Genomic DNA, 26,946 nt, shown 5'->3' with positions numbered 1-26,946 from the left:
ATTCTAATTTTTAGGTTAAACTTTATTTCACCATTTAATTTAGGGAAACTAAACCTAAACATGCGTTAAGGCCTTATTAAATAAGGGTGTTTAAAGGTTAAGCTTATCTTAATGCAACTGGTTGTAGTATTAATTGTCCACGTTTTCCAAATGTTTCACAACCAATTGCAGGCATTTTTCCAGTTCTTTTTTTACTTCGATTTCCCAGAATCTGAAAATAGTGTATCCCAAACGCTCTAGCTCTCTGTTAACTTCTTCATCGCGCTGCATGTTCCTTTCAATTTTGGCAATCCAAAACGCACGGTTGGTCTTAATTTTGGGTTTCCGTTCCTTCCAGTTTTTGCCGTGCCAGTATTCTCCATCGATAAAGATGACCGTTTTGTATTTGTTGAGGACGATATCTGGCTTTCCTATCAATTTTTTATAATCAACCCGATATCTATATCCTGAGGCATACAAAGCCTTTCTAAATACCATTTCAGGTTTGGTGTTCTTTCCCCGAATCTTGCTCATTATCTTGGAACGTTGGGGTGTGGTGTAGAATCCTGATTCTTCGTTAAATCTGGGGACTTTAATACGTTCTTCGGAATAGTTTTTGGGCATTCCTTAAAAATAAAAAATCCCATTTCATTTGAAACAGGATTTAATTAAATTTTATGATGTGGTAACTAGTCCTTGATATTGGCAAAAAGGTATTCCCTGTTCATGCGCGCAATATTCTCCAAGGAAATTCCTTTAGGACATTCTACTTCACATGCGCCCGTATTGGTGCAATTTCCAAAACCTTCCAAATCCATTTGTGCGACCATATTCTTTACACGATCAACGGCTTCGACCCTACCTTGTGGTAAGAGGGCGTATTGGGATACTTTGGCCCCAACGAACAACATCGCCGAAGAATTTTTACAACTCGCTACACAAGCTCCACAGCCAATGCATGTGGCCGCGCTAAACGCATCGTCCGCATCGTGTTTATTTATAGGTATTGTATTCGCGTCTATTGTATTGCCGGAGGTATTTACCGAAATAAATCCGCCTGCGTTTTGAATACGGTCAAAGGCACTCCTATCAACGATCAAATCCTTTATTACAGGAAAGGCAGTGGCCCTAAACGGTTCTATATAAATGGTGTCCCCATCCTTAAACTTACGCATGTGCAATTGACACGTCGTAACGCCTCTATCAGGTCCGTGCGCCTCGCCGTTAATATATAAGGAACATGACCCACAGATACCTTCCCTACAATCGTGGTCAAAAGCTACGGGTTCCTCTCCCTTTAAGATAAGCCCGCTGTTTAACACATCCAGCATTTCCAAAAAGGACATATCAGGGGAAACGTCGTTGATTTTGTAATCAACCATTTTCCCTTTATCATTAGCGTTTTTTTGACGCCAAATTTTCAATGTTAAATTCATAGCTTTCCTTTATTTATAACTTCTTTCCTTAACTTCAATATTCTCGTAAACCAATTCCTCCTTATGTAAAACGGCATCTTTTGGTTCCCCTTTATACTCCCAAGCAGAAACATACTGGAATTCCTTCCTTCTTTTGGCTTCACCTTCGGGGGTTTGATATTCCTCCCTAAAGTGACCACCTGCAGATTCCTCACGTTGTAGGGCATCTTTTGCGAACAATTCGCCCAATTCCAAGAAATCAGCAACACGACCGGCCTTGGCTAATTCCTCATTGTATTCATCCGCAGATCCTGGAATCATTACATCTTTCCAGAATTCAGCTCTCAATTCCGCGATTTCATCAATGGCCGATTTTAAATCTTCTGCATTTCGGGACATACCACATTTGTTCCACATAATCTTACCAAGACGTTTATGGAAATAATCTACGGGGTGCTTCCCTTTGTTGTTAATCAAATGGTTGATATTGTCACGTACGGATTTCTCTGCTTCGTCAAATTCCTTGGTATCTGTTGGGATAGGTCCTGTACGGATATCATCGGCCAAATAATCGCCAATGGTATAAGGCAGTACAAAGTAGCCATCTGCCAACCCTTGCATGAGTGCGGATGCACCCAATCTATTGGCGCCGTGATCGGAGAAATTTGCCTCCCCAATTGCATAGCAACCCGGGATGGTGGTCATCAGATTGTAATCCACCCAAACGCCTCCCATGGTATAATGCACGGCAGGATAAATCATCATAGGGGTCTCGTACGGATTTTCATCTACGATTTTTTCATACATCTGGAACAAGTTTCCATACTTGGTCCTGACCACTTCCTGACCCAATTTTTTCACTAGGACATCATCGTTTACGTCCAATCCTTTTACCAAAGCCTGTTCCCTACCATATCGCATGAATGCATCGGCAAAATCCAAGTATACGGCTTCTCCGGTGGCATTTACACCATATCCGGCATCACAACGCTCTTTGGCCGCCCTAGATGCTACATCCCTAGGCACCAAATTACCGAAAGCCGGGTAACGCCTTTCCAGATAGTAGTCTCGGTCTTCTTCAGCAATCTTGGTTGGTTTAAGTTTCCCAGCTCGTATAGCTTCGGCATCCTCCAATTTCTTGGGCACCCAAATCCTACCGTCATTTCGTAAGGATTCTGACATCAAGGTAAGCTTGGATTGATGGTCCCCTGAAACCGGAATACAGGTTGGATGTATCTGCGTATAGCAGGGATTCGCAAAAAACGCCCCCCGTTTATGTGCTTTCCATGCAGCGGTTACGTTACTCCCCATGGCGTTGGTGGACAAATAGAATACATTCCCATAGCCACCTGTTCCCAAAACCACGGCATGGGCAGAATGCCTTTCTATCTTACCAGATACCAAATCACGGGCAATAATCCCTCTTGCTTTGCCATCGACGATGACCACATCCAACATTTCATGCCGATTGTACATTTTAATCTTACCACGTCCTATCTGTCGGTTCATGGCAGAATAAGCACCTAACAGCAACTGTTGTCCTGTTTGGCCAGCAGCATAAAAAGTACGCGATACCAAAACGCCCCCAAAAGAACGGTTATCCAACAATCCGCCATACTCCCTTGCAAATGGGACTCCTTGAGCCACACATTGGTCAATAATATTGGTAGATACCTCTGCCAAACGGTACACGTTTGCTTCTCGCGAACGGTAGTCCCCACCTTTAACCGTGTCGTAAAACAGTCGGTAGGTTGAGTCGCCATCGCCCTGATAGTTTTTCGCGGCGTTGATCCCACCTTGTGCGGCAATGGAATGTGCCCTACGTGGTGAATCTTGAAAGCAAAATGCCTTTACGTTGTATCCCAATTCCGCCAAAGTTGCCGCGGCGGATCCTCCCGCCAAGCCTGTACCCACAACGATAACATCGATATTACGTTTGTTCGCAGGGTTTACAAGATTGATTTTATTTTTATGATTGGTCCATTTATCGGCCAGCGGGCCTTCCGGTATTTTTGAATCTAATGCCATAGTAGCTATTTTTTAATGGTTGAAATGATGGTAAAGTGCAATGAAAATAAATCCTACGGGAAGACCTATAGCGTACACCTGAGCCAAACCTTTCATACTTTTCTTGTAAATATTGTTCGCACCAACGGATTGAAATGCCGAACTAAATCCGTGAAGCAAATGCAGACTGAGCAAAACAAAGGCCAAGACATAAGCGCCAACGCGCAAAGGGTTCTCAAACTTATGGACCAACTCTTCGTAATATCTAAAGCCCTCCCCATCGCTTAACAGACCGGACATGTCTCCTTGAATATATTTGACATTGATTTCAGGAATCCAAAAATCGATAAAGTGTAGCACTAAGAACGCCAAAACTACCGCACCGCTCAACAACATGTTTCTGCTCATCCAAGTGGAATTGGCCTTCCCATTATTTTTGACATAGCTTTTTTGCCGAGCCTTGTTGTTTTTGATTTCAAGAATGAATCCCATGACAAAATGAAAAATCACACCAAAAATGAGTATGGGCTGAAGTACAAACTGTACAGCCCAAAAAGTACCCATAAAATGGGAGGCCTCGTTAAAGGCATCCGGACTAAAAACAGATAAAATATTGATGGCAAAATGCTGCAGTAGAAAAACCATTAGGAAAAGGGCCGAAAGCGCCATCGCATATTTTCTGCCGATTGAAGATTTAAAAAATCCGCTCATTAGTTGCTTTTTTAATTTGCACAAATTTACTGCACGGGGCAGTTATTAACAAGTTTTCAAGAGTCTAAGTGCGCTTATTTAGACCCATTTTAAGAATGTTTTATAGACTGTTTAATTACAAACTAAAAAACACGGTTTAAACAGGGTCAATACTTAAACAGATCAAAGGTTTTTTATAACGGTTTATGATCGAATCTAGTATATGTACACTTCCGTAGTCTTGTAGGATTATACCTCCCATTCCTCGAAATTTCAAGAAGAGACCGTTATCAAAATCTGAAAAACCTGATTATCAGGACTATGGGGGAAACCATTCCTAGTTGTAAGAATTGCCAACAAGAACTTTGATTGGTCTAAAATACCATCGTTTAATCGAAAAACAATACCGTTGTCGGACCACTTTAGTTTATTTAATGCGTTAAACCAGCCCAGCCCTATATGAAAATATATTTACTATCAACCAAAAGAAAAATTACCTTACTTGCTGCCTTGGCCCTTTTATTGTTAAGTGCAGCACCATTATTTATCGGATCTGGGCTAGACGCCCCTGAACCTTTGGGCCGTTATTTGAACTTTAATTTTCCAGCGGCAGTGCCCAATTCAAATGGATTGCCATATGCACCTGTGTACACCAACTTAACTTTTGACTCGCCTTTGACCTTCAATGAATTGCCAACATCGGCCAAAATCGTGGTTGGGCAAAGGGACGGAAAGATATTTTGGTTTGACAAAGATCCTGACGTGTCCCAAAAGAACATGTTACTGGATTTGAGCAATAAGGTAGGTGTTGTCTGGGACGGAGGCTTTCTGGGTTTCACCTTTCACCCGAAATTTGGTACCGCAGGGAACAATTACTTCTATACCTATTATACCACAAAAGACCGGAACGGAAATAATTATCCAAATATGTACACCACCCAAAGCTGTAACAGCCAGGAGTATTGGGGTAATTTTTTGATTCTTTCCAGATATACCATGAATCCCACGACCATGACCGTGAACGAAAGTTCGGAACAGGTTATGTTGAAACTTAGAATGTATGGAACCACTCACAGAGGGGGCGGACTTCTTTTTGGGGACGATGGCTATTTATACCTTACCACGGGTGATCAAACTGCCTTTAAAAAGTCGCAGGACATTATCAATAACTTGGATGGGGGCGTACTCCGTTTGGACGTAGATAGGAATCCTGCCCGAAGTCATGCGCCCATTAGGACCATGCCCCAAGACCATGGATTTTCAGATGAAATCACCGGGGTTGGATATTGGATACCCAATGACAACCCTTTTCTAAGTCCAAACGGTACACGCTTTGAGGAGTATTACTCCATGGGTCATAGAAACCCACATAGAATGACAAAGGATAGGGCTACTGGGGATTTATATATTGGCGAAATAGGTGGAGGCCGCCACGAGGAAATCAATGTGGTCAAAAAAGGAAAAAATTATGGCTGGCCACTTTATGAGGGTCTTTTTAGAAGCACTTTTTGCGTATCGGGTCTTTACGAGAACATGCCGCATGAAGAACCCTTGGTCGCCTTTCCAAGATCACAGGCCAATGCCGTTATTGGAGGGTTTGTGTATAGGGGCGAGGAAATTCCAGAACTAAAAGGTAAATATATATGTGCCGATTATGGCGTTGGCGAGGAAATCTGGGCCGTGGATACTTCCAACGGTGCCTACGAACAGTTGGGGAATTTCAGTTCCACCAACATCATATCTTTTGGAGAGGATAAACAAGGGGAACTCTACATTCTTAAACAGGGCGTGTCCACACTTTTTAAACTTTCGACCAAAAAATCATTTGAAGAGACCTTACCACAAACCTTAAGCGCAACGGGCGCGTTCACCGATCTATCCACGCTAACACCGTCACAAGGTATCTTCCCCTATGAATTGATCGAGTCATTTTGGTCCGATGGCGCCCTCAAAAAGCGATGGTTGGGAATCCCTAACGATGGTACCCACAATACGCAAGAGGAGCAGATCAATTATTCCGAAAACGGAAATTGGGATTTTCCAATTGGATCTGTACTGATAAAGCATTTTGAAATGCCTTTGGATGAAAATAACCCATCGGTTACAAAACGTCTGGAGACAAGATTTTCAGTCAAGGCGGCCAACGGTCAGTTTTATTATGTTACCTATAAATGGAACGAGGCCCAGACCGATGCAGTGCTATTGACATCCGGTTTGGATGAAACCTTGAACATAATAAGGGCAAATGGAACGACCGAAGCCCAAGTTTGGACTTACCCTAGCAGAAGCGACTGCGTTACCTGTCATAACCCTAGCACCGGAGGTACCATTGGTACACGTACGAGATACCTCAACAAGGAATTAAGATATCCCAGAACGGGTAGAACGGCAAATCAATTGGTTACCTTAAGCCATTTGGGCATATTGGACCAAACAATTACCGATGCCAATACAAATTCCCTTTTAACATATAAAGCTTTGACCGATGCAAACGCGTCCTTGGATGAAAAGGCTCGTTCTTATCTAGACCTTAATTGTGCGTATTGCCACCAGGCCGGTTCCGATGTTCGGGCGGATTTTGATATGCGAATGTTGCTGAACCTGGAACAAACAGGTCTTTTGGATGCGGGAATTTTTAATTCCTTGGGGATTCCCGATGAAGCCATCTTGAGACAAGGTTCTCCAGAGAAGTCCATAATTTACCTGCGCGCCAATAGCCTACAGGAAGGCATTGCCATGCCTCCCATTGCCAAGAACAAAATTGATGCGAATGGCGTTGCCCTATTGGAAGCTTGGATACGCCAATTGGGTTCGAACACCGGACCTAATGAGGTGAATCTGGCCTTGAACAAACCAGCAGTACAGTCAAGTAACGATTTTGGAGGGGATGCTGCAAAGGCCGTTGACGGAAACAGAAGCGGCCTCTATTCCAATGGTTCCGTAACGCATACGGCCACGTCCAACAATCCATGGTGGAGGGTAGACTTGGGTAGGGAATATACCATCAACAAAATCAATATGTACAATCGAACCGATTGCTGCTACGAACGACTGAATGGTGCCAAAATCTTGGTTGGAAACACCCCGAGCAACAATCCAGCGGACTATATCGAAGTGGGAACGGCCACTGCTGACCCCTCGCAATTCTTTACCAGCGTTAACACTAGTGGTAGATACCTAATGGTATATTTACCAGGAAACAATAAAATTCTTTCCTTGGCAGAGGTAGAAGTCTTTGGAGAGGTAACAATTAACATTCCAGTGTACAATGTGCTGACATCACCTAATGTTGTAAACCTTCAGGTTGGCGAAACTTTTCAATTGAACGCTATTACGGAACCGGCCAATGCGACGGACCAAGGGGTTAGTTGGATTTCAAACGACCCTAGTATTGCATCCATTGATGCCACAACAGGTCTGGTAACCGCGGTAGGTCCTGGTGAAATAGATGTAACCGTGACCACCAATGATGGTGGTTTTAGGGCAAGTGCCCTAATAAGAGTGGCCGGTACACCGCAAAATCCTATAGCGGTTTATAATGTATTGACATCACCCAGCCAAGTGAACCTTCAGGTTGGGGAAACCTTTCTATTGAATGCGATTACTGAACCTGCCAATGCAACGGACCAAAGCGTCAGTTGGATTTCCAACGACCCTAGTATTGCCACCATTGATGCCACAACAGGTCTTGTAACGGCGAATGGGGCGGGTGAGATCGATGTTACCGTAACCACGAACGACGGTGGGTATAAGGCCAGTGCCTTGATAAAGGTTATTGGGGGTCCCGCTCCAAACATTTCCGTTTACAATGTGCTAGTATCACCTAAAGTACTGACCTTGAACGTTGGGGAAACATTTCTGTTGAATGCCATAGTTGAACCGGATAACGCCACGAACAAAAATGTACGTTGGTTCTCGAATGACCCAACCATTGTTTCTGTTGATCCCGATTCAGGATTGGTGACGGCCAATACTGTAGGTGAGATGGATGTATCCGTTGTTACCGAGGACGGTGGCTATCACGCCACGGTTCTTGTCAAGGTAATAGCTCCAAATACCAGTTCCATAAAGTTGTACCCTATGCCGGCTACGGATACTTTCAACATAGACCTTTCGGGATATATGGGTAAAGCTGTGGTGGTAAGTCTTTATGGGCCCGGTAACCAGTTATTGAAAACGGTAAATTACCCAGCGAATCATCCCGCCGTAAATCAGTTTTCCGTATCGGAGTTTCCATCGGGTGTGAATTACCTCTTGTTCGAATCCGTGGACGGTTATGAGGGTAAGACACTGATTATTAAATAAAAAATAACAAAGTGAACTGATAAGGCCTTTACATTCTAAAGGCCTTTTTTATTGGATTTTAGGACAAAGTCTCCTTTTTCTCTTTGATTCGGTCCAAACTCCACGCAACGGCGGCTTCCAAATCATTGAATTGCCGTAGTGATTCCTTGAAGAACATTTTCTCCAAAACGATGCTCGCAAAACTACCTTGTGTGGAACCCACCACACTGTAATAGGACAACTGATGTCTGTTCTTGTAAAATTTTAACCATTCCGTGGGAACCACCGTATAGCTGTTGATACGATTGGATATATAGGCAATAGGTTTTTCTTCCCCGAAAATTTCTTTGGCGGCCGCTACCGCCCTCTTGGCCATATTCCAGTCAAAAACAACTCCTTCATTTATTTCGGATATAACCAGACCATCGAAATAATAAAAAACCCCAAATTCAAATTCCCTTACCTCTCGTATGTTTTTGAAGTAAGGTATATCCTTTACGCGTTTCATATGGTGATACTGTTGGCTAACTCCTTATAAATATAGGAGTTATTTATCTTTTTCGGGTAAAACACTGTTAAAAACTCAGGTCAATATGGTATACAAAATAATCCGCTCAGTTTTCCATGTTCTTAAGTTGAATCTCTAAGGCTTTGGTAGAAAGTTGCACCTCGATAAAGGAAAGTATCAAGGAAATCATAAGTGCCAATAAACTTATCCCAAAGATGAGATTGGCCCAAAAAGTGAGCTGTACGTAAATCAGGGACATAGTAATGACGGCAAGCAAAAAGCTGAAAATAGCGGTAGCCTGCATGTTTTTAATAATGGTGAGCCGCTTTTGAAGCTTCTTTACCTGTAGCCCTACAGATTTTGATCCTGTTTCCTCAAATTTTTGGTGGAGCTGGCGTATTAGGGCGGCAATGGCCAGGTATCGGGCATTGTAGGCAAGCATGGTCAATGAAATGGCTGGAAACAATAAAGCAGGTATTCCTAGGGTTAGTTCCATTTTGTACGCACTATTTTTTATTCAATTTTAAAGGTACTTTTTTCTGTTTTTCCATTGCCTGAAATTTCTACCCCATACGTACCTTTAGGTAAATAGGTTTTACCATCTTTAGCCTCTTCCAGCTTAGTTTTATGTTTTTGTAAATAATTGTTTTTTCCCTCTTTGGAAAAGGCCACATCAAAAGAGAGGATATTAATTCCTTTGTCGGCGTTTGTTTCGGTTTGGCTTACAACAATCCCATCTTCCGAAAAGACTTTAGCTTTAATCATACCAGGTGTTGAAGCATAGCATACAATATCAAGTCCGGGTGTATTGGGTTTTTGCCATTCGCTTCGTGCATTGCCCCATCGGCTTGAATATTCTATGTTTTCTAGGGGAAATACATGTATTTTTTGATTTAGAATAAACGGGGTCATGGACTGCAAAGGTGTGATATCTGCTTTGTAGATTCCCCTACCATGCGTGGCCACTATCAATTCTTTTGCTTCGGGCTGTATCACAAGATCATGTACGGCTACATTGGGCATGCCGTTTTGAAAAGCCTCCCAAGTATTCCCTTGGTTCAATGAGGCGTACAGGCCATTATCGGTACCCACAAAAAGTAAATTTTCATTTTCGGTATCCTCAATAATCACATTTACAGGGGAATCCGGTATGTTGGCAGCAATGGACCGCCAAGACTTTCCATAATCATTGCTCATGAATATATACGTTGTAAAGTCGTCGTAGCGGTAACCACTCAGCGCAGCGTATACCCGTTCCTTTGTATGCCGGGAAGCCACTACATGTGCTACCCAAAAAGGTTGTCCCACATTTGTACTGATGCCACCAGTAACGGATGCTAGGTTGATGTTCTCTCCGATATCCTCCCAAGTACTACCTCCATTTTTGGATACTTGTATGTGTCCATCATCGGTACCCGCGTAAAGTAGTCCAAATTGAAAAGGAGATTCTGATATGGTAGTAATTGTTCCATAGGGTACGTTTCCTTTTTTTCCACCTGAAGTGAGGTCTGGGGAGATAGCTTCCCATGTATCGCCTTGGTCCATGGACCGCATAAATTTGTTGGTTCCAAAATACAGGATGTCCTGATTATGTGACGATAATAGAATTGGGGACTCCCAATTGAACCGATAAGGTGATTCCCCCAATTGATGGGTTGGCCTAATAAAGGTGCGAGTGTCTTTTCCAAGGTCCAATCGCGAATAGTACCCAAATTGTGAGCCGGTATAAACGATTTGTGGGTTTCTACGATCTATTTGTATCTGCATTCCGTCCCCACCAGCAATTCCCTTCCATGGGTGATGGCCTGTCTGCTGCCATTCAAAGTCCATCTTGGCATTATTTGGACCCATCCAGACCCCGTTGTCCTGGAGACCACCGTAAACGTTGTAGGGTTCTTGATAATCAATGTTTACGGCAAAAAAAGTTCCTACGGATTCGGAATTTTGCTTTGTCCAATTTGCCCCATCATCATAGGAAATATTTAAACCACCATCATTACCGTTGATAAGATGCCCTGGCCGTTTTGGATTCACCCAAAGGGAATGATGGTCCACATGTACATTTTCCCTTTGGATGGAGGTATAAGTTTTCCCCGCATCATCGGATTTGATAATGGGAACGCCAAGAAGATAGATTTTGTCCTTATTACTGGCATTCACTCGCACTTGGGCAAATACATAACCATAACTATAAAACAGGTTATCAATGTAATCTTCGTTCTGTTTTGTCCAAGATTGGCCTCCGTCATCGCTGCGATATACCTCGGCACCAATAACTGGCATGTCCGGTTCATCAGAATCCCCTTCTCCAAGATATCGGGCCACATCGGAGGGTTGTATCTCTTTTTTTAGAACCATTTCCTTAATGGTTTTGGCCGTATATTTTTTGGGAAAACGGTTCTTTTTTAGAAAGGAATCTAATTCGGTATTTTTCAGTTCTTGAAACTCGGATACGGTCATATTCGTAAAGTCCTTTCTTGTAAGGCCAGAGGTTTTATCTTCTTCTTTTGTAGTTTTTGGGCGCCGAAACTGATTGTCATGCACGGCATATACCGTTTGTTCATCGAATACGGCGAACCCTATCCGACCAACGCCTTCTCCCGTTGGAAACCCGCTTCCCCAACCAGCTATCTTTTTCCAAGAACTACCGCCGTCCGTACTTTTATAAATGCCCGATGCATTTCCGCTCCCCACAAAATCCCAGGCCTTTCTATCCTTTTCCCAAGCAGCCGCATACTGTATGGAGAAATTGTTCGGCGCGTGGGCCACATCAATGATTCCCGTTGTATTGTTGATATAAAGGGTCTTTTGCCACGTCTTTCCGCCATCGGTAGTTTTGTACATACCTCGTTCTTCGTTGGGGGAATAGAGGTGGCCGGTAATTCCCACCACAACTTCGTTGGGGTTATTGGGGTGCACAAGAATTCGCCCAAAATGGTGTGCATCGGCAAGGCCCATATTTTCCCACGATTTTCCATTATCCGTGGTTTTTAATAAACCAATGCCTGAATAGGATGACCTAGAGGAAATGTTCTCTCCCGTACCCACCCAAATAGTTCTGGAAGGCCAGTGGATACCTATATCCCCTACATTGATGCTAGGCGCATTATCCATAATTGGGGTGAAGGTGGTTCCATTGTTTCTGGTATGCCACACGCCACCGGAGGCATAACCCACATAAAATTCTGTGGGATCGTCTGGATTGACTTCTAGATCGGCCACCCTTCCGCTCATGACAGTTGGGCCAATATTTTTTAAGGGAATATGTTTAAAAATCGATTGTTCCTCTAGTGTTGTCTTGGCGGATAAATCAAGGGCCACCTCCTCAGGTTTGGTGGGTTGTACCTGTGAAAAACCTAGACCTATAGAAAACAAGGTGATAATGTAAAAAAGTCTCATAATAAAAAAATGAAAATATACGGTGGAAGGTAACAATAAGTTAGGGGTGCGGCAAAAAAAACTCTAAGCTTCCCAGCTGGGTCTATTTATGAACACAAAACGGACAGTATCGGGTAATTGAAGGTCGGCTCCTTTTTTGTAGTTTTAGGTTTGAAATTTTCTCCAATGAAAAAAAGTATCCTGGTTTTTGTTTTATACCTTGTTGTTTCGGCATGTTCGTCCCTGAAAAAGTATGAAGTAGGCCAAATTATAACCCCGCAAGGTGAAATTTTGGTATGGCTGCATGACGAGACTCCTAATCACAAAAAAAGCTTTATTCAATTGGCGAACGCCGGGTACTGGGACAGTCTTACATTCAATAGGGTCATTCCCAATTTTGTGGCACAGGCAGGTTGCCCGGATACGCCAGAGGGCTTCAATGACCCTGAATATCTGTTAGCCCCGGAATTCAATGAGAAATTGACACATACGTACGGTGCCTTTGGTGCGGGTAGGGACGGAAACCCGGAAAAACTATCGGCACGCTGCCAATTCTATATTGTACAGAACAAGCAAGGTGAACATCGCTTGGATGGTGACTATACGGTTTATGGCGAGGTAATCAAGGGCATGCAGGTAGTGGATGCCATGGTCCATGTGCAAACTGATAGTTTGGACGAGCCTTTAACACCCATTACTATGGACGTTAATATTTTGAAGATGAGCGCCAAAGATCTTAAGAAGTTCGCCATTGATTTGGATTAACGTACGTCAAGTTTTGCCAAATAGTTCCTGGTCTTTTCTTTCACTTTTTGTTGGGCAGTTGTAATTCTTTCCATTAATTCCTCTGTAGGTACGGGTTCTAAATCGTATACCGATTGTAATGCTTTTAGGTACCAATCTTCCCATGCGGTTAGTATTGGTTTTTCTTCCGTGGGATGCTTACCCTTCTTGCTCAGCTCGAATTCCGATTTCAAACGTTCCAATGCCGCTTTTTCAACGATATCCAGCACCTCATTCGCCGTGTTGGTATTGGCATTGACCAGATAAAGTCCACTGGCCAATGCCCCCGTGCCCACATTCTTTAAAGTCTCTTGGGAGACTTTGTCAATTCTGTCATTATCGGTATGATAGAATTGATCCGTAAAATGCCATAATAATAGTCCTGGAATGTTGGCGTTGAGGAACGGGGTATGGTCGCTTCCCCCTTCAAAGGGATTGGTGTTCACCTCCCAATTTGCATATTCCCCTTGCTTTTTAAAATTGTGGATGATAAAATCATTCAGGTAATGGGGTTTCATGTCCTCTAGAGAAAGGACCTCCCCTCCCCATTCCGTGTGTTTGTCATCACCACGCGTCCATATTGCACTGGGGTCTGGCATTTTTTCTATTAAGAAGGAGCCTCCTGTGATATCCGTATTTTCGCCTACCATGTCTAGGCTGATGCCCCATTTTATGCCTTCAACCCTTGTTTTATTTTCTTGAATATACCTATGGGTGGAGGATATTTCATCACCCCAGAGAAAAGTCATGGTCCGATTAAAGTCAATACTTTGCTCTTTAAGTAGTTGCGCCGCCACAACGGCCATTTCCAATTGGGCACCAACGCCGCTGGCGTTATCATTGGCACCAGGTTCTTGGATATGGGCGCTGAACACTAATCTTTCGGAAGGTTTTTCATTTCCTTTGATGTTAGCAATTATCGTAAGCTCGTCTGCATCATATATTTTTGTTTGGATATCGACCTTGACCCTTGTTTTTCCCTTTTTTAAGGCTTCCTTAAGTCTTTCCTTGGCTTCAAAGGACAGGGCGATGCCCCAAAATTTGGTTTCGGTTTGTGGGGGTAGGCTTCTAAACTGTATTGAGGTCACATTTTTTTCGGGTTGTAGATAATCCGGATTATCATAGGACAGGATACCCAAAACTCCGTTTTCCAAAAGTTGTTTGTAGAAACTTCTGATGCCCGACTCTATAAAGACCACTTTATTTTTTAGGTCCATTGAAGCAAGATCATCATCGGAGTTAATTGCAATGACTTCTGAGGTTATTCCGCCAACGGGTGTGGAGACGGAATTCAGGTAGGTCATGTTCCTATTTTTTGTAGAAACCAAAAGCGGGTTTCTTTCTCCCACGACATCCAATTGTGCCGAAACAGGTTCCCAAGTGGGTCTTTCCATGGGTCTGGATTCAATGCGATAGGTGAGTCGGTCCGTAGACTGGGCTTCGGATTCCAAAACGTAGCCGGCTTTTTTCAGTTCGGTAGCAATCCAATCAACACTTTGGTTAAATCCCGTGTTTCCTGGAACCCTCCAATATTGGGCTACAAAATCGGTGGTGTTATAGGCCAGATGGCCATCAAACTTGGGTCTGATAACTTCAAAATAACGTTCACTTTCTTTTCCTGAAGTTTGGGAATTCGCCAGGAAGGAAAATAACAGAAAAATAATAAAGGCTAAGGCCTGCGGTATTTTTTGATAGTTCATATAGATTTTAATCATCTTTTTTACTCTAACCGAAGTGCTGGGCTTTCGGTTTGTTGGTCTTCAACGATAGCGTGGTATTCCCGTATCATTTCCTGTAATTTATCCGGATGGCTAAGGGCCAGATTTTCTTTTTGGCCCATATCTTCCTTCAGATTGTACAATTGATATACGGTATCATTTCCCAATTCGATATTCACCAAATCGTTCCTGGCGGCTCCGTTATAGGGTGGAATCAATGCCCATTCCCCTTTTCGAAATGCCGTTCTGGAGGTCGCCTCAATGACCAAGGCTTCGCGACCGTCCTTGCTTTTCCCCAAGAATACATCCAACATATTTTTACTATCGTTTGTGGTGGCATCACTATCTGCCAAAGCGGCCAAGGAAGAAAACAGATCCAACTGGGAAACCATCGCTTCGGAAACACCGGGATTGATTGCTCCTTTCCAATAGGTAATAAAGGGTACACGCGTACCGGCTTCGAACAAACTGTATTTTCCGCCCCTTAAAGGACCTGCAGGTTTATGGTCTCCCAATTTTTCTACAGCATCATCATAATAGCCGTCGTTTACCACCGGACCGTTATCACTTGAAAAAACAATCAGGGTATTTTTCAACAACCCTTCGATCTCAAGGGTTTTCATAAATTCACCGATGACCCAATCCGCTTCCAAAATCACATCTCCTCTTGGGCCCATTCCGGATTTTCCAACGAACCTTGGATGTGGTGTTCTTGGGACGTGGGGCTGCTGTAAGGCATAGTACAGGAAAAAAGGTCGGTCTTTATTTTGTTTGACGTAGGCTTGGGCATCCGCCAAAAAATAATCGGCCATGTCCTCATCGACCCATTTCGCGGCTTGCCCGCCCTTCATAAAGCCTATTCTTGGAATACCATTGACAATACTATTGTTATGTCCGTGATGCCATTTCATTTTAAGCATTTCGGGATTGTCCAACCCTGTAGGTTCACCCTCAAAATTCTTTTCATAACTGACTTCAATAGGGTCTTTCGGGTCGAGATTTACCACTTCACCATTTTTTATATACACCGTGGGGACGCGATCTTGGGTGGCGGCCAAAATATTACTGTAGTCAAAACCGACTTCATTAGGTCCGGGGCTAATTCTTGTATTCCAATCGATTTCACCTGCTCCCAAGCCCAAATGCCATTTTCCAATAATCCCCGTAGCATAGCCTTTTGATTTCAATAGTTTGGGAATAGTATTTTGAGCTGTGTCAATAATCAACGAGGCAGAACCTGGAAGAATTTTGGCGTTTTTATTTCTCCAAGGATACACACCAGTCAACAAGGCATATCTACTGGGCGTACAGGTAGCCGAAGTAGCATAGCCATTGGTAAATCGTAGTCCGCCATTTGCCAATGCATCCATATTTGGGGTTTTTAATTCCGTAGCCCCGTAGGCACCGAGCTCACCAAAGCCCAAATCATCCATATAAATGATAACGATGTTGGGTTTTGTATCATCGGCACTCGTCATTTCACTGGTGGTGGCAGCATCGTCTTTGCAGGAGAAAAGGCTCATTACCAAAATTGCAACTATAAGAAGTTGTCGATTTTTCATGCTTAGGTGATTTGTTTTTTGTTCTCCTTTTTCATGTGATTATATTTATTTGTCTTATAGGTCACATGTAACATCCACATCAATCATTCCGATGTGTATCCAAAAAGTCATCTTATATTTTTCATTCATACCCTGCGGTCAGATGAATTGAATTTGAATTTGAAAATTGAACTTTGGCTTATTCTAAGCTACTCCTCCCATTTCCAATCCCCACCAATAATCAGTTTTTCCTTGAGGTCGTTTTTTATCATAAACTCCTTGGTGGTCTCACTGTCCATTTTGGTGGCCGGCAGCGTTGCGGCATCGGCTAGGCCGTATAACATCATGGTTCCGAAACGGGAGGTATTGGTCATGTGCTCCTCATTTACCAATTCAAAATCGTCGCAATCGGAATGATAGCAGCCATAGATGGAACGGTCCAAATTGCTATGAACCGATAAAATGGGTACCCCTTCCAACATAAAAGGCTGGTGGTCACTATGCAGCCCAGACCGGTTTGAAAATTCATTTTTATAGATGCTGTCCTGTTGTTGAATAGCAGCTCCTAAATCGGTGAAAAAAGCTTCGTTATCCAACTTTCCGCCAGCATTCATACCAATAGGATTGCCCGCCATGTCCAAGTTCATCATATACTTTATTTGTTCCATAGTGCCTTCTTTCAGGGCTTCTGCCACCATGTGTCTGGAACCGAAAAGGCCCTGCTCTTCGCCCATAAACATGACGAATTTTACCGTTCTTTTTGGCTGAAGGTTATTGGCCTTAAACGCACGAGCAATATCCAATACAGCAAAGGACCCAATGCCATTGTCTATGGCACCTGTAGCCAAATCCCACGAATCCAAATGGCCGCCAATGACGATGATTTCATTGGGTAACTCACTTCCCGGGAGGGTAGCTACCACGTTCCTGGCACTGATCATGTCGCTGTTATTCGTCATTTCAATTGTGGCGGACGCGGTTCCTTCTTTCAGCGTTTCTTTTAAGGCCATACCATCTTCCTTGCCGATACAAACGGCCGGAATGGGAATCAGTTCCCCGGTTACGGAGGCGGTTCCAGTTAATAGCACCCCATTGTCCACTTGGTTGATGATGATAATTCCCTTGGCACCGTATTTAATTGCTAAGGCAGTTTTTTCACTTCGGTGCAGATTGCTCAATCCCTCCGGACTTCCTTCCAAAATACTAATATACACCAAGGCAATTTTGTCCTTTACGGCATCGGGTTTTGCCGCATAATCTACTTCTAGGCCGTTGCCCATGTCCACGATTTCTCCCGATACCATGGCTTCCACGGGTGAATGTCCTAGCGTCACCGCCTTGACAGGTTCTTCATTTATAGTGACGGATACGGTTCCCCTGGACCAAGCCTCTACTTCAAAAGATTGATATTCCACATCCTCAAAACCATATTCCTTGAACTTATTATAGGTGTATTCCTCTGCCTTGGCACCGTTTTCGGAACCTGTAAGTCGGTGACCAATAGTTTCGGAAGCTTCCTTTAACGTACTGTAGCCTTTTGCGTTTTGCTTGATTTCGGAATCTATGCGGGCAAATAGTTCTGCCTGTGTTTCTGCTTTTTTCGTTTCGCCGCAAGAGACGGCTAAAATGGCTGTTAAAACAATAAAGAGTTGTTTTTTCATAGGTCTGCTAGTTGAATTTAATTTATGATTTTATCTTTTGGGTATGTTGTATTTGTAGTTCGCTTTGTTTCAATCGGGAATTCAATTGCTCCACTTCCACGGTTATGAATTTCTTAAACTTGGCATCTACCTCTTTAAGACGTTCATTAAAAATGGCATACACTTCCTGTTGTTGGTCCGTAGGTTTAAAATCTGCACCAAACCCACCGATGTCACTGGCCAAAGCACTCAGCCTACCATAAAGCTTTATGGGAGATCTAAAGGCATCTTCACGGGCCCCTGTCAGATGGATGTCATAAAGGCTGCCAGCTATGGCAATGGCCATGGCGCGTAGTTCCTCGGCTTTTTTTCGGTCCGCTGAGCGGCTTAACTTTGGGATGATATCATTGAGCTCTGCCCGTATCGCTTCAATATCATTGATCATGGTTACGGCCAAGTTCATCGCATCGCGAAGTTCCAAGGAAAAGGCTACTTGTTTTTGAATGTCTTCGAGATTACCTTCAGTACTCGGGTCTTTTAAAACCTCCAGTTCCCTAATGTATTCTTTGTTGCCAATAACCAGTTTTACCTTATAGTTATCGGGTACTACTTTGGGACCGTATTGTCCACGCATTAAATCAAGGTCCCAAGTGACCAAGGGGCGCCATCCTTCACCATTGAGCTGGACCCATGGCCTTCCTGGTGGGGAGGTCTGAAGTTTTGGTTTATATGTGGGTTCATAGCGTAGGTTCCACATGACCCTATTGACGCCTGGTTTGTTTTTTCCTTCCAAGGTGCGGACAACTTCATCTTCCATGGTCAAAATCTGTATTTCGATTTTTTGATCGGTACTATCCTTTAAGAAGTAATTGATTTCCGCACCATAGGCAGGGTTAGTACCGGAATTTAAGCTAGGACCATCGGTTTTGATGCTTTGAACATCTTGGAAACGATATACCGGTCTTAGACTGAAAAGATGGGCCTCCTTATCCTTTGCATCCATATCGTATTCCCGTAAAGGGGAAATATTGTCCATGATATAATAGCCTCTTCCATACGTGCCCACCACAAGATCATCAAACCGTTCTTGGATTTCCAACCAATACACGGGTGCAGGTGGTAGGTTGTTGCGCAAACGCATCCAATGTTCACCATCATCATGGCTTATATAAAGTCCGTTATCAACTCCCAAGTAGAGCATTCCTTCCCTTTTGGGGTCTTCCTTGATAACATGGGCAAAGCTGTGGACAGATTTCGGCACTGTATCGCTTATTAACTTCCAGGTCTGCCCATAATCCTCTGTTTTGTAAACATAAGGGTCAAAGTCCCCCATTTGATGCAAGTCTACCGTGATGTAGGCACTTCCCTTTTTATATCGGGATGCTTCTATGTTGGCAATGGTGCCCCATTTGGGAAGGTCAGGAATATTGGAGGTTACATTGGTCCAAGTGGTTCCTCCATCTTTGGTGAGCTGTACCTGTCCGTCATTGCTACCGGTCCAAATAAGGCCAGGTTCCAATGTTGACTCCACAATGCTGAACAAAACCGACCCATCAAAGGTCATGAGGTTGTCAACGGCGATGCCCCCAGAATTTTGTTGATGGCTTTTGTCGTTCAAGGTAAGGTCCGGACTGATCACTTGCCAACTTTGTCCGCCGTCATCACTTTTATGCACATATTGGCTACCCACATAGACCCTATGTTTTGTATGGGGAGAGAAGGCCAAGGGAAAATTCCAATGCCAACGGTATTTCAATTTTCCCGGTTCCCAACCGTACCCGGCCTCTGGCCAGACCCGTACATCACGGGCGTGCCCTGTTTTAACATTATAACGTTGTAATCCACCATCATAACAACCGGACCAAACAATGTCATTGTCAAAAGGATCGGGCTGTGCAAAGCCACTTTCGCATCCGCCCACACCTTTCCAAAGGCCCAAAGGGATATAGCCCTGTTTGCTGTTACTTGGCCCCATATAGGAATAGCCATCCTGACGGTTTCCATAGACATTGTATGGAATCTTATCATCAACGGCTACATGGTACATTTGAGCTATTGGAAGCACGATCCGCTGAAAGGTTTTTCCATGATTCATGCTGATACTGGCACCCCCATCATGGGCCACCATGAGACGGTCCGCATTGGTGGGGTCCACCCAGATATCATGGTTATCGCCTCCGGCACTGTAACCGCTTTCAATGGTTTTGCCGCCATCCTTGGAAATGCTGAATTTAACACTGGCAAAATAGAGTTCATTAGGGTCAGAAGTCGAAACCGCCATCCGGGTGTAGTAGGGTGCACGTTCGGCAATATCGTGGTTTCTTGTCTGCAGTGTCCACGTTTCCCCAAAGTCTTCGGAGCGATAAAGAGCCGGACTCTCTATTTCAAAAAGGGCATACACAATATTCGGGCTGAAATGTGAAATGGCTACGGCTGTTTTACCAACGGGATTTTCTTTTCCTCCTGGCAGGCCATTTTTGGACAAGGGCTCCCAAGTATCCCCACCATCCAAGGTCCTGTATACACCTCCTCCGGGACCACCGCTGTTCAAGCCCCATGTGTTGATATGTATGGACCACATACCTACTAGGAGTCGGTCTGGATTTTTTGGGTCTATGGCCAGTTCGGCTGCACCTGTGTTCTCGTCCACAAAAAAGATTCGATTCCAGGTCTTTCCACCATCCTTAGTTTTATATACACCCCTTTCCTGCTGTGGTCCGTAGGTATGTCCAAGGGCAGCTGCATATACAATGTCTGGATTGGTAGGATGCACAAGGACCCGACCGATACGCCCCGTTTTCTCAAGGCCCATGTTTTTCCATGTTTTTCCACCATCCTCGGATTTATAAATGCCATCGCCCATGGCATGGGCGGGCCTAATCACAAAGGTTTCACCCGTGCCCACCCAAACGATATCGGGATTTGTTGGGGTAATGGCCACCGAGCCAATCGAAGAAACATCTTGGTCGTCAAAAATGGGGTCCCAGCTAATACCGCCGTCGGAAGTTTTCCACAATCCTCCCGATGCCGCACCGATATAGGTAGTCATGGGATCTCTAGGTACCCCCGCCATGGCAATGGTACGGTTGCCTTCTGGTCCTATAAAACGAAATCGTAGGTTCTCAAAAATAGCAGCATCGGTTTGGGGAAAAATTGAAACAAAGTTTAAAAGAAGTAATGCGAGCAATAAATACCGGATTTTCATGACAATTGGTTTGTTTTGGTATGGTGTACAAGTTAGCCAATTGTTGTCTAAAATAGCCTTTTAAAAAGGGTGTAATTATGGTAAATATGTGGTTCATTTCTTAAGAAAACAGTGGCTAATGCTTAATTTTATGTCAAAATCATAGACTTCATGAAATACGAACAAATTCCCAACGCCCTATTTATAAAAAACCGAGAGAAATTTATGGCCCGCATGCGCCCTAAAAGTATTGCGGTATTTAATTCCAACGACATTTACCCTATAAGTGCGGATAGTGTCATGCCCTTTGAACAGCACCGGGATATTTTCTATTTAAGCGGGGCCGACCAAGAGGAAACCATTTTGTTGCTGTTTCCGGATGCGATGGACAAAAAACACCGGGAAATTCTGTTCGTACGTGAGACCAACGAGCACATCGCCATTTGGGAAGGTGCAAAGTTGACCAAGCAACAAGCAACCGACGTATCGGGGATACAGACCATTTATTGGTTAAAGGAATTCGATAAAATATTCTTTGATTTGATGACGGAGGCCGATACCATTTACTTCAATACGAATGAGCATTACAGGCAAGCGGTAGAGACCCAAACCCGGGAAGACCGATTTATTCTCGCCTGCCAACAAAAATTTCCGGCCCATCAAGTGACCAAGAGCAACCCGATACTTCAAGAAATAAGAGGCGTCAAGGAACCGGTGGAACTGGAGCTCATGCAAATGGCCTGTAACATTACCGAAAAAGGTTTTAGAAGATTATTGGGCTTTGTAAAGCCCGGCGTCATGGAGTATGAAGTAGAGGCGGAACTGTTGCACGAATTTGTGCGGAACCGTTCCAAGGGATTCGCCTATCCGCCCATCATCGCTTCCGGGAATAATGCCAATGTGCTGCATTATTTGGAAAACAACAAACCCTGTAAGGATGGTGATATGCTATTGATGGATGTAGCCGCCGAGTATGCCAATTATTCCAGCGACCTTACCCGCACCATTCCTGTCAACGGGCGATTCACCAAAAGACAAAGAGAAGTCTACAACGCCGTCCTAAGGGTGAAGAACGATGCGACCAAAATGTTGGTACCTGGAACGCTGTGGGCTGAATACCATAAGGAATGTGGTAAACTCATGACCTCAGAATTATTGGGGCTCGGACTTTTGGACAAGGCCGATGTTCAAAATGAAAATCCGGAGTGGCCCGCCTACAAGAAATACTTTATGCACGGTACCAGTCACCATATTGGGTTGAATACCCATGACTACGGGGAGCTAAAAACACCCATGAAGGCCAACATGGTCTTTACTGTAGAACCGGGGATTTATATTCCCGATGAAAGGATGGGCATACGTTTGGAGGACGATGTGGTGATTCGGGAGAAGGGTGAACCATTTAATCTTATGCGTAATATTCCCATCGAAGTAGAGGAAATTGAGGATTTGATGAATGCCTAAGATCATCAAGGAATTATATTAAAACAATAGTGTTATGAAATTAGTATCGTGGAACGTAAATGGTATAAGGGCCTCCGTTAAAAAAGGCTTTGAAGAAGTGGTATCCAATTTTGATGCGGATGTTTTTTGTATTCAGGAGACCAAGGCACAGGACGACCAGGTGGTAGAGGCCTTATCCGGAATTGAGGACTACCATTTATATTCCAATAGCGCCGAGAAAAAAGGTTATTCGGGAACAGGGATCCTTTCAAAGCAAGAGCCGATCTCTTTTGGCAGTAATATGGGTATTGCGGACCATGATTTGGAGGGCAGGATTTCCTATGCTGAGTACCCCGACTTCTATTTGGTCAATGTCTATGTGCCTAATAGCGGTAATGGTTTAAAACGTTTAGACTACCGCTCTGGATGGGATAAGGACTTTACGGATTATCTTCTCGACTTGTCCAAAAAGAAACCATTGATCATTACGGGAGATTTTAACGTAGCCCATACGGAGAACGATTTGGCCAATCCCAAATCAAATTACAACAAAACGGCAGGTTTTACCCAAGTGGAAATCGATGGGTTTGAAAACATGCTTAATACCCTAAATCTAGTGGACAGTTTTAGGGCAATGCACCCAGATACGTTTGACAAATATACGTTTTGGAGTATGCGTGGCGGTGCCAGAAGTAGGAATGTAGGTTGGCGTATCGATTATTTTTTGGTGAGCGAATCGCTGTGGCCTAAAGTGAAGTCGGCGGAAATTCATGACCAGATTATGGGTAGCGACCATTGTCCCATCAGTTTGGAAATTGACATATGATTATGGGTGTATTTATGGTTTTACAGGATGTTTCCGAAATTGAAAAGAAAATGCAGGAAGCACCGGACAGTTCCTATGAAATTGGGGTAGCCATTGGCACCTATTTGCCTTTTGTAGTGTTGATTCTGGTAGCCTATTTTTTCTATTACTATTCAAAAAAGCGAAAAACTAAATAAAAATAGTTGCCTTGAACTCATTAATTATTTACTAATAAGAATATTCTTATAAATTACACCTATAATTAATTAACTTAACAAACTTTCAAGAAATTTTTGAAAAAAATGAAAATTTTTGGTACTAATGATAATAGGTTTATTTCAAAGGCATTATAAAATTTACAAGGGTTTTTCATTTATTCCCTTTCATTCCGAAGACCCTGAAACACTTTCCGTAATAATTGGCAACAATGGTTGCGGAAAAAGTTCAATTTTGGAAGCGGTTGATACATTTTTCAATAATAGAATTTTCAACATTAATATTGGATCAAAAAAAGGAGAAGCTTTTGTAGCACCTTTACTGCTATTTGAAAAAGAAAAATTAAAAAATTTCACACCATCAAATCAAAAATATATTGAGGTTTTAAGTGATTTTTTATGGGAGGAAAAAGCTTCTAATTCCAATTATAAACCAATTAAAAATTATTTTAGTTTTCGAAAAAATAACCTTTTAAAATACCGAGACACACATATTCTTTTAGTCCTTAGTAAGGAGTTTGACAATGGCAATCAATATTTTTTCACCTTTACCGGTTCAGTTCAAAAGAAATTTAAAGAAGCTGGTCTTCAACCATTTAAACCAAAAGAATATAACGCTTTAATTTCAAGACTAAGAAAGGTTTATACTTATCTATACATTCCCATTGAAACTTCTATTGAAGATTTTTTACGGATAGAAACAGAAGGAATGCAAAATTTAATAGATAAGAAAATTTCATCAGAAATTGACAAAACACTAACCGATAAAAGAATCACCCGAGCTACTGGACCCAATCGAACAAAAAAAATAAGTTTGCTGGATATCATTAATGAAAATTTGAAAAGATACATTAATGATACTGAAAGAACTATAAAAACTATTTATAAGGGCTATGATTTTAAAATGCAATACAAGGCAAAACAAAATCTAACTGCCAGTGATATTAAAGAGCAAATAATTTATTCCTATTTATCAAAAAGAACACTGAAAAAGGATGACAAACCAATAAGAAACTTAAGTGCAGGAGAAAGAAAAAAAGCTTTAATTGATATTGCGTACTCCTTTATATCTGGAGCAAAAGATAGGGACAGCGAGATAATTCTAGCAATAGATGAACCTGAATCTTCATTGCATATATCCAATTGTTATGACCAATTTATTAGGATTGAGGAAATAAGTGAGGCTAAAAATTGTCAAGTACTTTTAACAACCCATTGGTATGGTTCTCTTCCGATACTTAATAAGGGAACCTTGATTCAAATAGAATTGGATACAGATACACCCAAGCACAGAAGATTTAATTTCCAAAATTATTTTGAAGATAGGGGTAGCCACCCAAATGATATTCAACTAAAGAGCTTTTATGATTTGACAAGTTCAATAATTAGTTCTTTAAAGCACTATTCAACAAATTGGCTTATTGTGGAAGGGACTGATGATTTCAATTATTTATCAAAAAATTTAAGAATAAAAAATTTAAAAATTTTACCTGTAGGTGGTTGCGGAGTTGTTAAATTGTTGTATGATTTTCTATATGTCCCAATGAGTCATAAATCTGAAGCTTTAGATGTTAAAGGAAAAATTCTATGCCTTACAGATACTGATTTAATGGGGCCAGAATTACAACATTCTTCCGAAACAAGATCGAATAAATTAAAATTCAGGAGATTACAAATTATTGATGGGAAAGTAACATTGGTTAAGAATGAACATCAGGCACGAATGCCTTTAGAAATTGAGGAAGCAATAGACCCTAATGATTTTTTTAAATGTTTATCACAAACCATTAATTTACATGGAGATGAGGAATTGAAAAAAGATTTAATAAATTTTTCTGTATCAAAGAATGCTTCATGCAGTCAAATTAAAGGAGACTATTCGATGCTCACCTTTAATGGCGCCGCCAGTGACATGATTTCTAATAAAGAGAAAATTATGAATTTTATAGAAAAAAATAAGGAGAAAATATCTAAGGAGTATAAAGAATTAATAGTTACAAGCAAACCAAAATGGATGAATGAAATTGAGGACTATTTTAATCTTTAGAAGATGTTAGATTCCCTACAATAAAAGTCGCCAAAGCTGGCAACACCCACCCCAAACTATAATCCTGTAAAGGAATCCAAGAAAACGCCTCAGGTGTTGGCGCAAGGGATGGAATACTATTTAAAAAATCAGGGATACTAAAAATGATGGTCGTCCACACGACCGCTTTAAAAACTGTTGGGGAGGCGTATTTTTCCGGGACTATGTTCAATAATATCAAAACAATGGTAATGGGGTAAATGATCATCAAAGCCGGTAAGGCTACGGCAATAATGTAGTCCACATTAAACTGTCCCATGACAACCCCTAGAACACAGCCCAGGATAGCCGTGATGGTATACGCTTTTTGGGAATCTTGAAATCGTGATCGTATAAAATCCGAGGTACCCGTAACAATGCCTACGGCCGTGGTAAAACAGGCCAGGGCAACGAGCATACTCAAGAATAAATTTCCATAGGTGCCCAAGGCTTCGGTCGCCAATCCGGAGAGGAGTTCCGTTCTGGAAATATCCAAATCAAAAAGCGAATGGGACAAGGCCCCTGAAAGAATGAGTCCCATATAGATTAGAAAAAGGGCCAACCCGGCAAGCCATCCCGCTTTGCGGATCAAGGTCTTTTTTTCTGCATAACTTCTTTTTGTGTGCCTAATGTTTATGGAGACTATAATGACACCACCCACAACAACGGCCCCAATGGCATCAAAGGTTTGATAGCCCTCCAAAATGCCGGCTGTAAAGGTATTTTCCATAGTGCTGTGGGCAAAATCATAATCCAGCGAAAAGGTAATGACCCCAATGATGCCTATTAAAATGAGAAAGATGGCCGGGGTCAACAGTTTGCCAATGAGGTCCAGAATTTTTGATCGGTTCATGACAAATACGAACACTAAGACAAAATAGAGCATGCTGGTGAGCCAAGGTGAGCTATCAAAAAAAGGGGCAACGGCCATTTCATGGGTTACCGAGGCCGTTCTGGGTGCTGGTAGCCCTATGGCAATAGCATAAACGAGTAACGAATAGATCAGGGCAAAAGTGGGAGAAAATTTTTTCCCAAAATCAAAGATTGTTCCCTGCAGTTTGGCGTGGGCCAATATTCCCAGAATAGGAATCAGGACGGCTGAGGTACAAAACCCCAAGGTAACCAACCACCAAAGTTCACCCGATTTTAAACCAAGTTGGGGCGGCAATATTAAGTTACCGGCGCCAAAGAACAGGGAGAAAAGGGCAAAGGCCGTTACCCATATTTCCTTAGTCTTGAAAGCACTTGAAATCATGATGGGAAGATAGAAGAAAAAGATGGAATACCTATT

At 42.6% G+C, this 26,946-nt stretch carries 18 protein-coding genes; 6 read left to right on the top strand and 12 right to left on the bottom strand.

Annotated elements, in window-relative coordinates; all coding sequences use genetic code 11:
- Window positions 1-129: 129 nt before the first annotated feature.
- The 4 genes from DZC72_RS05030 to DZC72_RS05015 all read right to left on the bottom strand — a co-directional run bounded on the left by DZC72_RS05030 (window position 130) and on the right by DZC72_RS05015 (window position 4,112).
- Window positions 130-603, bottom strand: coding sequence for a very short patch repair endonuclease (locus DZC72_RS05030; protein ID WP_125221774.1), 474 nt, complete (start codon window positions 601-603; stop codon window positions 130-132).
- A 65-nt stretch (window positions 604-668) separates the two neighbouring features.
- Entirely contained in the window at window positions 669-1,415 is a 747-nt protein-coding gene (locus DZC72_RS05025; protein WP_125221773.1) for a succinate dehydrogenase/fumarate reductase iron-sulfur subunit, read from the bottom strand.
- A 9-nt stretch (window positions 1,416-1,424) separates the two neighbouring features.
- Entirely contained in the window at window positions 1,425-3,422 is a 1,998-nt protein-coding gene (locus tag DZC72_RS05020; RefSeq protein ID WP_125221772.1) for a fumarate reductase/succinate dehydrogenase flavoprotein subunit, read from the bottom strand.
- A 12-nt stretch (window positions 3,423-3,434) separates the two neighbouring features.
- Window positions 3,435-4,112 (bottom strand): succinate dehydrogenase cytochrome b subunit, encoded by a 678-nt coding sequence (locus DZC72_RS05015; RefSeq protein WP_125221771.1) that lies wholly within the window; start codon window positions 4,110-4,112, stop codon window positions 3,435-3,437.
- A 438-nt stretch (window positions 4,113-4,550) separates the two neighbouring features.
- On the opposite strand from DZC72_RS05015, the gene DZC72_RS05010 reads away from it, so the two are divergent.
- The gene (locus tag DZC72_RS05010; protein WP_125221770.1) at window positions 4,551-8,396 is read left to right on the top strand and encodes an Ig-like domain-containing protein; all 3,846 of its coding nucleotides are present in this window, start codon (window positions 4,551-4,553) and stop codon (window positions 8,394-8,396) included.
- A gap of 58 nt (window positions 8,397-8,454) precedes the next feature.
- On the opposite strand, the gene DZC72_RS05005 is transcribed toward DZC72_RS05010, so the two are convergent.
- The 3 genes from DZC72_RS05005 to DZC72_RS04995 form a co-directional block, all read right to left on the bottom strand.
- On the bottom strand, window positions 8,455-8,883 hold the full coding sequence (locus DZC72_RS05005; protein ID WP_125221769.1) for a hypothetical protein: 429 nt from the start codon (window positions 8,881-8,883) through the stop codon (window positions 8,455-8,457).
- A 106-nt stretch (window positions 8,884-8,989) separates the two neighbouring features.
- Window positions 8,990-9,379: a DUF2721 domain-containing protein gene (locus DZC72_RS05000; protein ID WP_125221768.1), complete on the bottom strand. Its 390-nt coding sequence runs from the start codon at window positions 9,377-9,379 to the stop codon at window positions 8,990-8,992.
- A 17-nt stretch (window positions 9,380-9,396) separates the two neighbouring features.
- The gene (locus tag DZC72_RS04995) at window positions 9,397-12,282 is read right to left on the bottom strand and encodes a beta propeller repeat protein (protein ID WP_125221767.1); all 2,886 of its coding nucleotides are present in this window, start codon (window positions 12,280-12,282) and stop codon (window positions 9,397-9,399) included.
- Between the two features lie 165 nt (window positions 12,283-12,447).
- Between DZC72_RS04995 and DZC72_RS04990 the strand changes: the two genes are divergently transcribed.
- Window positions 12,448-13,026, top strand: coding sequence for a peptidylprolyl isomerase (locus DZC72_RS04990; protein ID WP_125221766.1), 579 nt, complete (start codon window positions 12,448-12,450; stop codon window positions 13,024-13,026).
- Here DZC72_RS04990 and DZC72_RS04985 read toward each other — a convergent pair.
- The 4 genes from DZC72_RS04985 to DZC72_RS04970 form a co-directional block, all read right to left on the bottom strand.
- Entirely contained in the window at window positions 13,023-14,759 is a 1,737-nt protein-coding gene (locus DZC72_RS04985) for a M28 family peptidase (RefSeq protein ID WP_243641642.1), read from the bottom strand. The genes DZC72_RS04990 and DZC72_RS04985 overlap by 4 nt on opposite strands.
- A gap of 5 nt (window positions 14,760-14,764) precedes the next feature.
- A complete protein-coding gene (locus tag DZC72_RS04980; protein WP_125221764.1) occupies window positions 14,765-16,324 on the bottom strand; it encodes a sulfatase family protein in 1,560 nt (519 codons plus the stop codon).
- A gap of 188 nt (window positions 16,325-16,512) precedes the next feature.
- A complete protein-coding gene (locus DZC72_RS04975; RefSeq protein ID WP_125221763.1) occupies window positions 16,513-17,964 on the bottom strand; it encodes a M20/M25/M40 family metallo-hydrolase in 1,452 nt (483 codons plus the stop codon).
- A gap of 22 nt (window positions 17,965-17,986) precedes the next feature.
- The gene (locus tag DZC72_RS04970) at window positions 17,987-21,148 is read right to left on the bottom strand and encodes a WD40/YVTN/BNR-like repeat-containing protein (protein WP_125221762.1); all 3,162 of its coding nucleotides are present in this window, start codon (window positions 21,146-21,148) and stop codon (window positions 17,987-17,989) included.
- Between the two features lie 150 nt (window positions 21,149-21,298).
- On the opposite strand from DZC72_RS04970, the gene DZC72_RS04965 reads away from it, so the two are divergent.
- From DZC72_RS04965 to DZC72_RS04955, 4 genes are all read left to right on the top strand, one after another.
- Window positions 21,299-22,591 (top strand): aminopeptidase P family protein, encoded by a 1,293-nt coding sequence (locus tag DZC72_RS04965; RefSeq protein ID WP_125221761.1) that lies wholly within the window; start codon window positions 21,299-21,301, stop codon window positions 22,589-22,591.
- Window positions 22,592-22,625: 34 nt separating this feature from the next.
- Entirely contained in the window at window positions 22,626-23,396 is a 771-nt protein-coding gene (locus DZC72_RS04960; RefSeq protein ID WP_125221760.1) for an exodeoxyribonuclease III, read from the top strand.
- Between the two features lie 2 nt (window positions 23,397-23,398).
- Complete coding sequence (locus tag DZC72_RS17710; RefSeq protein ID WP_165869275.1) at window positions 23,399-23,572, top strand: DUF4448 domain-containing protein; 174 nt, start codon at window positions 23,399-23,401, stop codon at window positions 23,570-23,572.
- A gap of 124 nt (window positions 23,573-23,696) precedes the next feature.
- Entirely contained in the window at window positions 23,697-25,637 is a 1,941-nt protein-coding gene (locus DZC72_RS04955) for an AAA family ATPase (protein WP_125221759.1), read from the top strand.
- Here the strand turns inward: DZC72_RS04955 and brnQ are convergent.
- Entirely contained in the window at window positions 25,627-26,910 is a 1,284-nt protein-coding gene (gene brnQ / locus DZC72_RS04950; RefSeq protein ID WP_125221758.1) for a branched-chain amino acid transport system II carrier protein, read from the bottom strand. The genes DZC72_RS04955 and brnQ overlap by 11 nt on opposite strands.
- Window positions 26,911-26,946: the final 36 nt, after the last annotated feature.

Source organism: Maribacter algicola (assembly GCF_003933245.1).
Classification (GTDB): Bacteria; Bacteroidota; Bacteroidia; order Flavobacteriales; family Flavobacteriaceae; genus Maribacter; species Maribacter algicola.
Note: the sequence above shows the minus strand (reverse complement) of the source record. Positions and strands in the feature narration are given on the sequence as shown.

Excerpts from the sequence above, each read along its gene's own strand:
- DZC72_RS04990 (WP_125221766.1), top strand. The coding sequence starts at position 12,448 with ATGAAAAAAAGTATCCTGGTTTTTGTTTTATACCTTGTTGTTTCGGCA.
- DZC72_RS04980 (WP_125221764.1), bottom strand. The coding sequence starts at position 16,324 with ATGAAAAATCGACAACTTCTTATAGTTGCAATTTTGGTAATGAGCCTT.
- DZC72_RS05015 (WP_125221771.1), bottom strand. The coding sequence starts at position 4,112 with ATGAGCGGATTTTTTAAATCTTCAATCGGCAGAAAATATGCGATGGCG.
- DZC72_RS05020 (WP_125221772.1), bottom strand. The coding sequence starts at position 3,422 with ATGGCATTAGATTCAAAAATACCGGAAGGCCCGCTGGCCGATAAATGG.
- brnQ (WP_125221758.1), bottom strand. The coding sequence starts at position 26,910 with ATGATTTCAAGTGCTTTCAAGACTAAGGAAATATGGGTAACGGCCTTT.
- DZC72_RS17710 (WP_165869275.1), top strand. The coding sequence starts at position 23,399 with ATGGGTGTATTTATGGTTTTACAGGATGTTTCCGAAATTGAAAAGAAA.
- DZC72_RS04970 (WP_125221762.1), bottom strand. The coding sequence starts at position 21,148 with ATGAAAATCCGGTATTTATTGCTCGCATTACTTCTTTTAAACTTTGTT.
- DZC72_RS04985 (WP_243641642.1), bottom strand. The coding sequence starts at position 14,759 with ATGATTAAAATCTATATGAACTATCAAAAAATACCGCAGGCCTTAGCC.
- DZC72_RS04955 (WP_125221759.1), top strand. The coding sequence starts at position 23,697 with ATGATAATAGGTTTATTTCAAAGGCATTATAAAATTTACAAGGGTTTT.
- DZC72_RS05025 (WP_125221773.1), bottom strand. The coding sequence starts at position 1,415 with ATGAATTTAACATTGAAAATTTGGCGTCAAAAAAACGCTAATGATAAA.
- DZC72_RS04975 (WP_125221763.1), bottom strand. The coding sequence starts at position 17,964 with ATGAAAAAACAACTCTTTATTGTTTTAACAGCCATTTTAGCCGTCTCT.
- DZC72_RS05000 (WP_125221768.1), bottom strand. The coding sequence starts at position 9,379 with ATGGAACTAACCCTAGGAATACCTGCTTTATTGTTTCCAGCCATTTCA.
- DZC72_RS05010 (WP_125221770.1), top strand. The coding sequence starts at position 4,551 with ATGAAAATATATTTACTATCAACCAAAAGAAAAATTACCTTACTTGCT.
- DZC72_RS04960 (WP_125221760.1), top strand. The coding sequence starts at position 22,626 with ATGAAATTAGTATCGTGGAACGTAAATGGTATAAGGGCCTCCGTTAAA.
- DZC72_RS05005 (WP_125221769.1), bottom strand. The coding sequence starts at position 8,883 with ATGAAACGCGTAAAGGATATACCTTACTTCAAAAACATACGAGAGGTA.
- DZC72_RS04995 (WP_125221767.1), bottom strand. The coding sequence starts at position 12,282 with ATGAGACTTTTTTACATTATCACCTTGTTTTCTATAGGTCTAGGTTTT.
- DZC72_RS04965 (WP_125221761.1), top strand. The coding sequence starts at position 21,299 with ATGAAATACGAACAAATTCCCAACGCCCTATTTATAAAAAACCGAGAG.
- DZC72_RS05030 (WP_125221774.1), bottom strand. The coding sequence starts at position 603 with ATGCCCAAAAACTATTCCGAAGAACGTATTAAAGTCCCCAGATTTAAC.